10 protein-coding genes are annotated in these 12,475 nt (G+C 73.0%); 2 read left to right on the forward strand and 8 right to left on the reverse strand.

Annotation, left to right across the window (positions count from 1 at the left end; all coding sequences use genetic code 11):
- Window positions 1-21: 21 nt before the first annotated feature.
- The 5 genes from OG788_RS16315 to OG788_RS16335 all read right to left on the reverse strand — a co-directional run bounded on the left by OG788_RS16315 (window position 22) and on the right by OG788_RS16335 (window position 7,406).
- A complete protein-coding gene (locus OG788_RS16315) occupies window positions 22-1,314 on the reverse strand; it encodes an RNA polymerase sigma factor (RefSeq protein WP_406371607.1) in 1,293 nt (430 codons plus the stop codon).
- Window positions 1,315-1,596: 282 nt separating this feature from the next.
- Window positions 1,597-3,501, reverse strand: coding sequence for a DNA primase (dnaG, locus tag OG788_RS16320; protein ID WP_406371609.1), 1,905 nt, complete (start codon window positions 3,499-3,501; stop codon window positions 1,597-1,599).
- Window positions 3,502-3,625: 124 nt separating this feature from the next.
- Window positions 3,626-4,891 carry an FAD-dependent oxidoreductase gene (locus OG788_RS16325; RefSeq protein ID WP_351539056.1) on the reverse strand — a complete coding sequence of 422 codons (1,266 nt, stop codon included), beginning with the start codon at window positions 4,889-4,891 and terminating at the stop codon, window positions 3,626-3,628.
- A gap of 93 nt (window positions 4,892-4,984) precedes the next feature.
- The gene (locus OG788_RS16330; protein WP_406371611.1) at window positions 4,985-6,403 is read right to left on the reverse strand and encodes a deoxyguanosinetriphosphate triphosphohydrolase; all 1,419 of its coding nucleotides are present in this window, start codon (window positions 6,401-6,403) and stop codon (window positions 4,985-4,987) included.
- 82 nt (window positions 6,404-6,485) lie between these two features.
- The gene (locus tag OG788_RS16335; protein WP_406371613.1) at window positions 6,486-7,406 is read right to left on the reverse strand and encodes a sirohydrochlorin chelatase; all 921 of its coding nucleotides are present in this window, start codon (window positions 7,404-7,406) and stop codon (window positions 6,486-6,488) included.
- 330 nt (window positions 7,407-7,736) lie between these two features.
- Between OG788_RS16335 and OG788_RS16340 the strand changes: the two genes are divergently transcribed.
- On the forward strand, window positions 7,737-8,450 hold the full coding sequence (locus OG788_RS16340; protein WP_406371615.1) for a vancomycin high temperature exclusion protein: 714 nt from the start codon (window positions 7,737-7,739) through the stop codon (window positions 8,448-8,450).
- 205 nt (window positions 8,451-8,655) lie between these two features.
- Window positions 8,656-10,836, forward strand: coding sequence for a molybdopterin oxidoreductase family protein (locus OG788_RS16345; protein ID WP_406371617.1), 2,181 nt, complete (start codon window positions 8,656-8,658; stop codon window positions 10,834-10,836).
- 105 nt (window positions 10,837-10,941) lie between these two features.
- Here OG788_RS16345 and OG788_RS16350 read toward each other — a convergent pair whose 3' ends face one another.
- The 3 genes from OG788_RS16350 to cutA all read right to left on the reverse strand — a co-directional run bounded on the left by OG788_RS16350 (window position 10,942) and on the right by cutA (window position 12,372).
- Window positions 10,942-11,148 (reverse strand): twin-arginine translocation signal domain-containing protein, encoded by a 207-nt coding sequence (locus OG788_RS16350; protein ID WP_406371618.1) that lies wholly within the window; start codon window positions 11,146-11,148, stop codon window positions 10,942-10,944.
- 355 nt (window positions 11,149-11,503) lie between these two features.
- Complete coding sequence (locus tag OG788_RS16355; RefSeq protein ID WP_406376768.1) at window positions 11,504-11,935, reverse strand: gamma-glutamylcyclotransferase family protein; 432 nt, start codon at window positions 11,933-11,935, stop codon at window positions 11,504-11,506.
- 110 nt (window positions 11,936-12,045) lie between these two features.
- Window positions 12,046-12,372 carry a divalent-cation tolerance protein CutA gene (cutA, locus tag OG788_RS16360; protein WP_351539073.1) on the reverse strand — a complete coding sequence of 109 codons (327 nt, stop codon included), beginning with the start codon at window positions 12,370-12,372 and terminating at the stop codon, window positions 12,046-12,048.
- Between the last annotated feature and the right edge of the window lie 103 nt (window positions 12,373-12,475).

Genomic DNA, 12,475 nt, shown 5'->3' on the forward strand with positions numbered 1-12,475 from the left:
CCGTTGCCCGGGCGAGCCCCCTCAGTCCAGATAACCCCGGAGCTGGTCGGCAAAAGCGTGATCCCTGAGCTTGTTCAGGGTCTTGGACTCGATCTGGCGGATGCGCTCACGCGTGACGCCGAAGATGCGGCCGATCTCCTCCAGGGTGCGCGGACGCCCGTCCGCCAGCCCGTACCGCAGCTGGACGACCTTGCGCTCCCGCTCGCCGAGCGTGGACAGCACCGCCTCCAGATGCTGCCTGAGCAGCAGGAACGCCGCGGACTCCACGGGAGACGTGGCGTCGCCGTCCTCGATGAGGTCCCCGAGGGCCACGTCGTCCTCCTCCCCCACGGGGGCGTGGAGGGAGACCGGCTCCTGGGCCAGCCGCAGGACCTCGCTCACCCGCTCGCCGGTCAGGTCGAGATGGGCGGCGACCTCTTCGGGACTGGGTTCGTAGCCGCGCTCCTGGAGCATCCGCCGCTGCACGCGGACCACCCGGTTGATCAGCTCGACCACGTGCACGGGGACGCGAATGGTGCGCGCCTGGTCGGCGAGGGCGCGCGACATGGCCTGCCGGATCCACCAGGTGGCGTACGTGGAGAACTTGTAGCCGCGGGCGTAGTCGAACTTCTCGACGGCCCTGATCAGGCCGAGGTTGCCCTCCTGGACCAGGTCGAGCATGGTCAGCCCGCGGCCCACGTAGCGCTTGGCCACGGAGACGACGAGCCGCAGGTTCGCCTCGATGAGCCGGCGCTTGGCCATCCGTCCCATGACGACGATCTTGTCCAGGTCCAGGGCGAGCTGGCAGTCCAGGTCGGGGGCGAGCCGGAGCTTCTCCTCGGCGAACAGCCCGGCCTCGACACGGCGGGCGAGATCGACCTCCTCCGCCGCCGTGAGCAGCGGAATCCGCCCGATCTCCCGCAGGTACTGGCGGAACAGGTCGGACGAGGGGCCACCGGTGTCGGCCGCGCGGCCTCGGGGCGGTTCGACGGGTTCGGGGGCCTCGGCCTCGGTCTCCACTTCCACCTCTGCCCCGGGAGCCTCGGGCGGGCCCGTCTGCTCGGCCTCGGGGTGGTGCGCGGCGCGGCGCTGCGGGGGGACCCCCGCGACGACGTCGGTATCCGCGTCCGTGTCGATGGTGTTGTCGGTCTGGGCGAGGGTCTGGGTCTGCACGGGGGCGACCTCCAGGAATGTCGCTGCTGAGGCGTGCGGCAGCGGTACGTCGGGGATGGGGTCGACGGCCTCGCCGCTGTCCATCCCGTAGTCGTTTTGCGGAACCGCGGGGATCGGGAACCCGTCGCGTGCGGGTCGACCGCGCTCCGAGGACTCAGGCACCGGAACCCAGTGTGGAGTACGACACATCGCCGCCACGAGGGGCGTGCGGTGACTTTTTGCGTCCGGTCCGTGACCGCGTGGTTACCGTCGTGGACGAGTGCGCAGCTCAGCGAAGACGAAACCTGGAGAAGCGCGTACGGGATTGGCATGTGCACCGGGCCGTGCCGGCCGCTCCCGACGCCCGTCGCGCACCGGCCGTCCCGCCGGTCCACCCCGGGAACACCCCCGCGGCGCCCGACCGGCCGCCCCCGGTACACCGGTGCGGCCCCCGCCGGTCCGGCTTCAGAGGGCTTCGGCGCCCCGCTCGCGGAGTGCCTGACCGTACTGCTGGAGTACCCACAACTCGTTCTGTACGGCGGCCAGCTGGGCCGGGTCGCCCCCCGCGCTGAGGCGGGACAGGGAGCCCTGGACGTCCCGGATGCGGCGATCGACGGCGCGGCGGCGGACCATGACGAGCTGGTCGCCCGCGTAGGTCTCGTCGACGGTCTTGCGCAGGATCGCCTCGACGGCCAGCTCGGTGACCATCGCGCGCACCGTGTCGTCCGGGGCGGCGTCACGGACCCGGATCAGAAACTCCTGGGGGTCCTGGACGCCGTACTCGGTGCCGCCGGCGTCCAGGACCGCTTGGCGCACGGCGGCATAGGGCGGGGCGGTGAACTCGTCCATGCCGTAGGCGTCGAACGCCGGGGCGACCAACTCCGGCCGCTGGAGGGCGAGTTTGAGCAGCTCGCGCTCGGTGGCGAAGACGGGGTTGCGCAGGGTGAGGGCCGGGCCGCCGCCGGTGGGCGCCTGGACCGCGGAGTAGGCCTGCTGGGGGCGGCCGCCGGCCGGGGCGGGCCCCATGCCGCCTCGGTCGCGGGCCCAACGGGCCAGCTGGGCCACCCTCTTGACGACGAACTGGGTGTCGAGGATGCCGAGCATGCCGGCGAGCTGTACGGCGACCTCGTGCTGCGCGCCGCTGTTCTTGATGCGGGCGACGACCGGGGCGGCCTCGTCGAGGGCGGCCGCACGCCCCGCCGGGGTCTCCAGGTCGTAGCGCAGGACGATCTGGCGCAGGGCGAACTCGAAGAGGGGGGTGCGGGGTTCGACCAGGTCGGCGACCGCGTCGTCGCCCTTGGCGAGACGCAGCTCGCAGGGGTCCATGCCGTCGGGCGCGATGGCGATGTACGTCTCGGCCGCGAACTTCTGGTCGTCCTCGAAGGCACGCAGGGCGGCCTTCTGGCCTGCCGCGTCGCCGTCGAAGGTGAAGATCACCCGTGCCGAGCCGTTGTCCATGAGCAGCCGACGGAGGATCTTGATGTGGTCGCCGCCGAACGCCGTGCCGCAGGTCGCGATGGCGGTGGTGATGCCGGCCAGATGGCAGGCCATGACGTCGGTGTAGCCCTCGACGACGACCGCCCGGCTGCTCTTGGCGATGTCCTTCTTGGCGAGGTCGATGCCGTACAGGACCTGGGACTTCTTGTAGATCGCGGTGTCGGGCGTGTTCAGGTACTTCGGTCCGTTGTCGGACTCGTACAGCTTGCGGGCGCCGAAGCCGACGACCTCGCCGCCGATGTCGCGGATCGGCCACATGAGGCGGCCGCGGAAGCGGTCGATGGGACCGCGGCGGCCCTCCTGGGAGAGGCCGGAGAGGACGAGTTCCTTGTCCGTGAAGCCCTTGCCGCGCAGATGGCGGGTGAGGTGGTCCCAGCCCTGGGGGCTGTAGCCGACACCGAAGTGGGCGGCGGCGGCCTGGTCGAAGCCGCGCTCGGCGAGGAACCCGCGGCCGGCGTCGGCCTCGGGACTGGTGCCGAGCTGATCGATGTAGAACTGGGCGGCGGCCTTGTGCGCCTCGACCAGGCGGATGCGCTCGCCACGCTGGTGGGCGGGGTTGTACCCGCCCTCCTCGTAGCGCAGGGTGATGCCGGCCTGGGCGGCGAGGCGCTCGACCGACTCGGAGAACGTGAGGTGGTCGACCTTCATCACGAACGTGATGGTGTCGCCGCCTTCCTGGCAACCGAAGCAGTGGAAGAGCCCCTTGCTGGGACTGACCTGGAAGGACGGTGACTTCTCGTCGTGGAAGGGGCAGAGACCCTTGAGGTTTCCGCCGCCCGCGTTGCGCAGCTGGAGGTACTCGGACACCACGGCGTCGATCGGGACCGCGTCCCGAACAGCCTTCACGTCCTCGTCATTGATCCTGCCTGCCACGAGGTGAGTCTACGGGGCCGCACCGACACTCCTGGGGCAGGTGAACGACCCCCGGCCGGGGTCCGGGGGCGGACCCCGGGAATCCCGGCACGGGGGACGGTGCGGGAGAGGGTGCCGCCGTCGGTCACGGGACCAGGCTCTCCAGCGGAACGTGCGGGTCGGCGAGCGCGTCGGTGTCCACCCGGGCCCGGGACCGGATCAGCTGCTGGATCGGCTCCGTGACGTCCCACACATTCACGTTCATCCCGGCCAGCAGCCTGCCCTCCTTCACCCAGAAGGCGATGAACTCCCGCTTGCCCGCGTCGCCGCGGATCACCACCTGGTCGTACGTCCCCGGGGGCGCCCAGCCCGAGTACTCGAGACCCACGTCGTACTGGTCGGAGAAGAAGTAGGGCACGCGGTCGTACGTCGTCCCGCGGTCCAGCATCGAGCGGGCGGCGGCCGGTCCGCCGTTCAGGGCGTTGGCCCAGTGCTCGACGCGCAGCCGCGTGTCGAAGAGGCTGTGGTGGAAGGAAGCGACGTCACCGGCGGCGTACACGTCCGGGTCGGAGGTGCGCAGCCGGTCGTCGACCGCGATGCCGCCGCCGTGCGCGCGGTCGGCCAGCGTCAGGCCGGCGGCCTCGGCGAGGCCGGTGCGTGGGGCGGCTCCGATGGCCGCGAGCACGTCGTGGGCGGGGTGCTCCTCGCCGTCGTCGGTGCGGGCGGCCAGCACCATGCCGTCCTGGCCGACGATCTCGGTGAGCCGGGCGCCGAAGTGGAAGCGGACGCCGTGCTCGCGGTGCAGCTCGGCGAAGAGCTCGCCCAGCTCGGGGCCGAGCACGCTGTGCAGCGGGGTCGGCTCCGGTTCGACGACGGTGACCTCGGCGCCGTACTCGCGGGCCGCGGCGGCGACCTCGAGGCCGATCCAGCCGGCGCCGGCGATCACGATGTGGCCGTTGTCCCGGCCGAGCGCGGCGAGGACGCCTTTGAGGCGCTCGGCGTGGGCGAGGCGGCGCAGGTGGTGGACTCCGGCGAGGCCGGTGCCCGGGATGTCGAGGCGGCGCGGCTCGGCTCCGGTCACGATGAGCAGCTTGTCGTAGTGGACGAGGGTGCCGTCGTCGCCGAAGCGGACCGTCTTGGCCGTGCGGTCGATCGCGTCGACGGTCTGGCCGAGGTGCAGCTCGATGTCGTTCTGCGCGTACCACGCGGGTTCGTGCACGAAGACGCTGTCGCGCTCCTCCTTGCCGAGGAGGTAGCCCTTGGACAGCGGAGGGCGTTCATAGGGGTGGTCGCGCTCGTCGCAGATCAGTATCACGCGGCCGGTGAAGCCCTCCGCTCGGAGCGTCTCGGCCGCCTTGGCGCCTGCCAGGCCTCCTCCGACGATGACGAATGTCTGATCCGCGTCGACCACTTGATGCCTCCTCGTAAGGATGTCGCCATATGCGAGCGTCCCGCACGGAGCGTGATGCGGGAAGGGGGAGTGGCCCGATCAGGCCACGCAGGGTCACACTTCTCCGCTCCCATGGGAACGCGTGGTGAGCCTGAGGTGCAGGGAACGCGCCGAGGCATCCGTGAGGGATGCGATCTGGTCGACGATCACGCGTTTGCGGGCGCGGTCGTCGGCCGCGTGGTCGAACAGCGCCCGGAACTGCGGATCGAGTACCTCGGGGGCGCGGGCGGTGAGCGCTTGGGCGAGCTCGGCGACGATGATCCGCTGGTCGGCACGGAGCCGCTCCTGCTCGGCGCGCTGCATGACGTACCGGTCGGCGACCGCCTTGAGGACGGCGCACTCGTGCCGGGCGGCTCGCGGGACGACCAGCTCCGCCGCGTACCGGGTGAGGCGCCCGGTGCCGTACCTCGCGCGGGTGGCGCCCTCCGCGGCCAGACAGAAGCGGCCGATGAGCTGGCTGGTGGCGTCCTTCAGGCGGGCCTGCGCGACGGCCGTTCCGTCGTACCCGTGCGGCCACCATTCCTGGTCGAGGAGCCGGTCGAGGGCCTCGGAGAGCTCGGCCGGATCGGTGTCGTCGGGCACGTACCGCCCGATGGCGACGGCGAAGATCTCCCGGCGTTCCGGTTCGGCGTGCAGCAGGCCGGGGTCGAGGTGGCCGGCGTGCAGGCCGTCCTCGACGTCGTGCACCGAGTAGGCGACGTCGTCGGACCAGTCCATGACCTGGGCCTCGAAGCACGTCCGGGTGCCGGGGGCGCCCTTGCGGACCCAGTCGAAGACCGGCCGGTCGTCTTCGTAGACCCCGAACTTCGGCGACTTCGGATCGTTGGGACGGGCGCCTCTCGGCCAGGGGTACTTGGTGGCGGCGTCGAGGGCGGCGCGGGTGAGGTTGAGGCCGACGCTGACGAGGTCGTCGCCCGCCGCGGCGGAGGCCGGTGTCACCACGTGGCTGCGCACGAAGCGCTTGGGCTCGATCCGGGTGAGCAGGCGCAGCGACTGGGCGTTGCCCTCGAATCCGCCGCAGTCCTCGGCGAATTCGTTGAGCGCCTGTTCGCCGTTGTGCCCGAAGGGCGGGTGGCCCAGGTCGTGCGAGAGACAGGCCGCCTCGACCAGGTCCGGGTCGCAGCCGAGGGCGGCGCCGAGCTCTCGGCCCACCTGGGCGCACTCCAGGGAGTGGGTCAGCCGCGTCCGCGGACTGGCGTCCCACACCTGGATGGGTGCCCCGCCCGATCCGGCGGCGCCGAGCACCTGGGGAAGGGTGCCGGGCGTGACGACCTGGGTCTTGCCCGCGAGGCGGCGCAGGGCGGCGGAGTGCAGCACGCGCGCGCGGTCGCGCTGGAAGGCGGTGCGGCCGGGGCGTTTGTCGGGCTCGACGGCCCAGCGCTCGACGGCCGACACGTCGTACTCGTCGTGAGCCGTGTGGTTCTCGTGGGTCTGCGGTGCGGTGTCTTCGGTCTTCGGTGCCATGCCTTCCATGCACCGACAGTAGACGCAGGCAGTGACAATCGGGACACGGTCGCCGACGGTGCGGTGCCGGGCGAGGGGGCGACCGCCGGGCTCAGGCCGGGATCAGGGTGCGCTCCGGGGCGGGCTCGGGGGCCGCGACGGCCTGGTCGTAGCGGTGCAGGAGCAGGCGGGCCATCGCCGGGTGGTCGCCCAGCGGTTCGGCACAGATCCAGGGAGCTTCCTCGGCGCACTGCGTGGCGAAGCGGCCGGGAGCGGTGAAGTACGAGGCGACGGCGACCCGGTGGCGGCCGCGGGCGGCGAGGGCACGCACGGCGGCGGGAACGGTGGGCGTATCGGCGGAGGCGTACGCGGGGACGACCGGCACGCCGAGGCGCTCGGCGAGCAGCTGGGCCGTGCGGCGGGTGTCGGCGGCCGAGTCCGGGGACCGGGAACCGGCTGACGCGAGCACGACCGCGCTCGCGCGGCGGGCCGAGTCGCTCATCCTGGTCCGCCAGCCGGCCTCGACGAGGCGCGCGTAGAGGGTTTCCACGAGCAGCGGGTGCGGGCCGAGCGGGGCGGCGACGCGGGTGCGCACGCCGGGGACGGCGGCCGCGGTCTCGGGGATGTCGCGCCGGACGTGGTAGCCGCGGCCGAGCAGCAGCGGTACGAGGACGGCGTCCTGCCGGCCCTCCAGGGAGGTGAGCGTGTCGCGGAGCAGGGGCTCGTTCAGCTCGATGTGGCCGAGGCGCACGGGCAGCTGGGGACGCAGTTCGCGGACGCGTTCGATCAGGGTGCGCACGGTGGCGAGCGCGCGCGGGTCACGGCTGCCGTGGGCGACCAGGACCAGCGCGGGTGGCGCCGGACGGCGGGTGCCGTTGAGCGAGACGAGGCTGAGCTGGCTGCCGAGCTGGCTGGTGATCCGGTTCATGAGTTGCGCCGTACTGTCGAGGGGGTCTTCGAGGCGGGCGCCGCGCGGCGGCGGGCCGCCGGGGCGGTGGGAGGACTCGTCGCGAGCGGGGTTCGACGCCGTCATGGGGCGATCCTGACGGCAGGAGGTTGCCGGGCCGTTGCGCCGGTATGACGGGTGTTTTCCGGCGGTTCACCGCACGGCAGCCGCGCCCTGTGAGCGTCTCCCACCTGCGGCTCTCTCCCGCCGGGCGATCCGGATCGGCGCCCCCGGGTGAACCGAACGGCCTGACGACGCGTCCTCATCTGTCGAAGGGGAACGCGAAGTCCGGCCCGAGAACGGAAGCGGGAGCCGCAGCGGAATACGCTGCCGGGGCCCGCACGGGAACGGCGGGATCGCCGACGCCCGCACCGGTCGCGCACCGCCGCGAGTGACCACACCTGGGGGACATCGATCATGCCGCGCCTGCCGCGCCCGAAGCGCCCGAGCTTTCGCAGACCGCGTCTGCTCCGCCTGCCGCGTACGCGCAAGGGGCAACGACGGGCCGTGCAGGCGCTGATGCTCCTGTGCGTGCTGGCGCTGCTCCCGGCGACGTGGATGTACGCGGTGACGGGCGACCGGCTGCGGACGACGGCGGACGCCCCCCGCACCGAGGTCGCGATCGTCTTCGGCGCGGGTCTGTGGGACGGCGAGCCGTCCCCGTATCTCGCCCACCGCCTGGACGCGGCCGCGAAGCTGTACCGTGCCGGCCGGATCGAGGTCGTCCTCGTCACCGGTGACAACAGCCGCGAGGACTACGACGAACCCGACGCGATGCGTGCCTATCTCACCGCGCGCGGGGTGCCCGGCCGGCGGATCGTCAGCGACTACGCCGGCTTCGACACCTGGGACTCCTGTGTCCGCGCCCGCAAGATCTTCGGTGTCCACGAGGCCGTTCTGATCAGCCAGGGCTTTCACATCCGCCGTGCCCTGGCCCTGTGCCAGGCCGCCGGTGTCCGCTCGTACGGCATCGGCGTCGACGCCAAGCACGACGCCACCTGGTACTACGGCGGCACGCGGGAGATCTTCGCGGCGGGCAAGGCCGCGCTGGACGCGCTGTTCGAGCCGGATCCGCGTTTCCTCGGGCCGAAGGAGCCGGGCGTGACCCGCGCTCTGGCGGCGACCCGCTAGGGACGAGGCGAGAGACGCGCGGCCGGGGCACCACCGTCCGGAATCCGGGCCCCGGCCGCGCCCACGAGGTGATCCACCACGTCAGGGGCGTCCGCGCGGCGCGGGGCGACCTCACCGCGGGTCCGGCCCGGCCGGGAGGTCTCCGCCTCTGCCGCGTAACGCGTGCCTCCCCGGCGCGTAACACGCCCACCGCACGCTGGGCGCCATGAACGCCTCCGTGACGCCCACCCACTGCCCGTACTGCGCCCTGCAGTGCGGGATGAACCTGACGCCCTCGCCCGGCGGAGGCGTCGAGGTGACCGAGCGCGCGGACTTCCCGGTGAACCGGGGCGCTCTGTGCGGCAAGGGGCGCACGGCGCCGGCGCTGCTGTCGTCCCGGGTACGGCTCACCTCGCCGCTCGTCCGCAACGCGGGCGTCCTGGAGCCCGCGAGCTGGGACGAGGCGCTGGCCAGGATCGCCGGGGGGCTGGCCAGCACCCGTACGGAGCACGGCCCGGACGCGTGCGGGGTGTTCGGCGGCGGCGGACTGACGAACGAGAAGGCGTACGCCCTGGGGAAGTTCGCCCGCGTCGTCCTGCGCACCTCGCAGATCGACTACAACGGCCGCTTCTGCATGTCGTCCGCGGCGGCGGCCGGCGTCAGGGCCTTCGGTCTCGACCGGGGGCTGCCCTTTCCTCTGGAGGACATCCCGCGGACCGGCTGTGTGATCCTCGTCGGCTCCAACCTCGCCGAGACGATGCCGCCCGCGCTGCGCTTCGTCACCGAGCTGAAGGAGAACGGCGGCACGCTCGTCGTCATCGACCCGCGCCGCACCCGCACGGCCGAACAGGCGGACCTGCATCTCGCGCCGCGCCCGGGGACCGATCTGGCGCTCGCGCTGGGGATGCTCCATCTGGTGGTCGCCGAGGGGCGTACGGACGAGGAGTTCATCCGGGCCCGTACGAGCGGCTGGGAAGAGGCCCGGGCCGCGGCGATGGCGCACTGGCCGGAGTACGTGGAACGGATCACGGGGGTGTCCGTTCCCGAACTCCGCCAAGCCGTGCGGATGTTCTGCGAGCCCGAGGACGCGATGGTCCTCACCGCGCGCGGACCCGAGCAGCAGGCCAAGGGCACCGACACCGTGGGCGCTTGGATCAACCTGTGCCTGGCCACCGGGCGTTCGGGCCGGCCCCGGTCCGGCTACGGCTGTCTCACCGGGCAGGGCAACGGGCAGGGCGGGCGCGAACACGGCCAGAAGGCCGACCAGTTGCCCGGCTATCGCAAGCTCACCGACCCGGCGGCGCGACGGCATGTGGCCGAGGTGTGGGGCGTCGACCCCGACACGCTGCCCGGTCCGGGGCGCAGCGCGTACGAACTCCTCGACGCGATGGGGACGGACATCCGCTCGCTGCTGCTGATGGGGTCGAACCCGGTGGTGTCCGCGCCCCGCGCCGCGCACATCGAGGAGCGCCTGAAGTCGCTGGACTTCCTCGCGGTCGCCGATGTCGTCCTCTCCGAGACCGCCGCCCTCGCGGACGTCGTGCTGCCGGTCACCCAGTGGGCCGAGGAGACGGGCACGACGACGAACCTGGAAGGCCGCGTGCTGCTGCGCCGGCGGGCCCTCAGCGCTCCCGAGGGGATCCGCAGCGACCTCGAGGTCCTGCACGAACTCGCCGCCCGCCTCGGCGTGGAGAAGGGGTTTCCCAGCGACCCGGAGGAGGTCTTCGAGGAACTGCGCCGGGCGAGCGCGGGCGGGCCCGCGGACTACTCGGGGATCACCTATCGCCGGCTGGCGGAGGAGAACGGGGTGTTCTGGCCCTGCCCGGCACCCCGGGCCCCGGGGGCGGGCAGCGCCCCGGCGCCGGACACCGGTACCGAGGACGTCCTCCCCGCCGTGGTCCCGGACACGCCGGTGCCGGCCGGGACCGACGAGGCACACCACCCGGGCACGCCCCGTCTCTTCCTCGACCGGTTCGCCACCGAGGACGGCCGGGCCCGGTTCGTGCCCGTGTCGCACCGGCCCGTCGCCGAGGAGCCGGACGACGAGTACCCGGTGCTGCTGACCACCGGTCGTGTGGTCGCTCAGTACCAGTCGGGGGCGCAGACGCGGCGCGTCGACGAGCTGAACGCCGCGGCGCCCGGCCCGTTCGTGGAGATGCACCCGCGGCTGGCCGAACGGCTCGGCGCGGCGGACGGGGACGCCGTGACGGTGGTGTCGCGGCGCGGCCGGGCCGTCGCACCGGCCCGGATCACCACCGCCATCCGCCCGGACACCGTGTTCATGCCCTTCCACTGGCCGGGCGAGGGCCGCGCCAACACACTCACCAACCCCGCCCTCGACCCGATCTCCCGGATGCCGGAGTTCAAGGCCTGCGCGGTGCGGGTGGAGGCGGTGCGCGAGGGGTGACGGCGGCGCCGCCCTCGGGCCGGCGCGCTGTCGTCCGCCCTCGGGCCGGCGCGCTGCCGGACGCCGTGCCCGGGTGCGAGGACGCGCATGCCGCGAGGAAAGAGGTCAGGCCCCGCTCGGGACGTCGACCCCGGACCCCTCTACGGACTTGGGAGTCTCCCCCGAGCCGGGTCGTGAGCCGGATCCGGAGCGGGAGGGTCCGCCCGGCTCCGGGTCGGCGGAGCACGAGCTGAGCCCGATCCCCAGGGCGGCGCCGACGGCCGCCCCGCTGAGCGCGAGAACTCGTCGTCTGGTCAGGGTGCGGTCGGTCATGGCCGGACCCTAGGGGCGAGGAGGCCCGCGCCACCGGGGGCGCACGGGACGGCCACCCGCACGGGTGACGGACACGGCGGACCGCCTTCGCATCCGCCGGCCCCATCGGCACGCGCCCGGCCCCTACCCCGAGTCGGGCCGCGCCCCCGCCCGGCCCCGGTCGTGCGTCGACCCGCCGTCCCGGGCGGCTCCCCGCCAGGCCACGCAGGCCCGCAGGCAACCCCGGGCACGCGGACGCGACCTCTGCCCCGGCACCGGGCGCGCCTTGCGCCCGGCGCCCGGCCGCGGGCGTATGTCCGCCGTCCCGGCCGAGTCCAGACCCGCGCACGCGGGCACCCGAGATACGCCGGGCGATTCAGCCGCGTCGATGAGTCCGGCTGTCCCCGGGGCCGCGCCAGTCCCCGTCCTCGATCGGTCTGCCCTCGGCCCGCAGGCGGGCCGCCACCGCGGGTGCGGCGACGTACACCCAGGCCCGTACGACCGTGGCGCCGTCCGCCCGCACGGCGTCACGCGCGACCCGCTCGTACAGGTTGCGCGGATCACCCGGCGCGTACTCCTCCAACTCGTCGAGCGCCGCGAGGAGTTCCCGGTACGTCTCGGGCAACGCGGTCACGATGTCGCCGCTCACCGCGCCACCGGGTTCTTCGACCGCGTACGGGTATCCGGGCCCCTCGTACAGCACCAGCCCCCGCATCCGCCCCGGTTCCTCGGACCGGGTCCGGGCGCGCAGGAAGAGGTCGTGGTTGTGCTCGCCGGGGCGCAGGGTGCCGTAGACGAAGAAGGGCAGTCCCGCTTCGTCCGAGGCGCTCGGCGGAGCCGACGAGGCCGGAGGGTCCGCGGGAGCCGAGGGGGTCGACGGGTCCGGGGTGTCCAGCGGTTCCGAGGGGTGCGGCGTGTTCAAGGGGCCGTTTCCTCTTCCAGCCAGCGCAGGTAGTCGGGGCTTCCCGCGACGACCGGGGTCGCGATGATCTCGGGTGTGTCGTAGTCGTGGGCGTCCAGGAGATACGCCTCCAGCGCCGGGTAGCGCGCCGCGGTCGTCTTGAACTGGATCTGCCACTCGGAGGCGGTCCGTACGGCGCCCTCCCAGCGGTAGACGGAGGTGACGGGGCCCGAGATCTGCGCACAGGCCGCGACCCGCGCCGCCACCGCGCCACGGGCCAGCGCTGTGGCCTTCTCGACGGCATCCGTCGTGGTCAGGACGGCCAGGCAGGCCGGCGATTCCATGATCGTCTCCATTCGTGAGGGTACGGAAACGATTCTCGCCGCATCCCGCGCGCACCCTGTAGGCGCTATGGACATGACATGTCATGGACCTTTAAATCTAAGT

Origin of the sequence: Streptomyces sp. NBC_00647, assembly GCF_045207245.1 — a bacterium.
In the GTDB taxonomy this organism is placed as follows: domain Bacteria; phylum Actinomycetota; class Actinomycetes; order Streptomycetales; family Streptomycetaceae; genus Streptomyces.

Coding starts and splice junctions, on each gene's coding strand:
- OG788_RS16330 (WP_406371611.1), bottom strand. CDS start 6,403: ATGGAAGGCATGGCACCGAAGACCGAAGACACCGCACCGCAGACCCAC.
- OG788_RS16335 (WP_406371613.1), bottom strand. CDS start 7,406: ATGACGGCGTCGAACCCCGCTCGCGACGAGTCCTCCCACCGCCCCGGC.
- OG788_RS16340 (WP_406371615.1), top strand. CDS start 7,737: ATGCCGCGCCTGCCGCGCCCGAAGCGCCCGAGCTTTCGCAGACCGCGT.
- OG788_RS16345 (WP_406371617.1), top strand. CDS start 8,656: ATGAACGCCTCCGTGACGCCCACCCACTGCCCGTACTGCGCCCTGCAG.
- OG788_RS16350 (WP_406371618.1), bottom strand. CDS start 11,148: ATGACCGACCGCACCCTGACCAGACGACGAGTTCTCGCGCTCAGCGGG.
- cutA (WP_351539073.1), bottom strand. CDS start 12,372: ATGGAATCGCCGGCCTGCCTGGCCGTCCTGACCACGACGGATGCCGTC.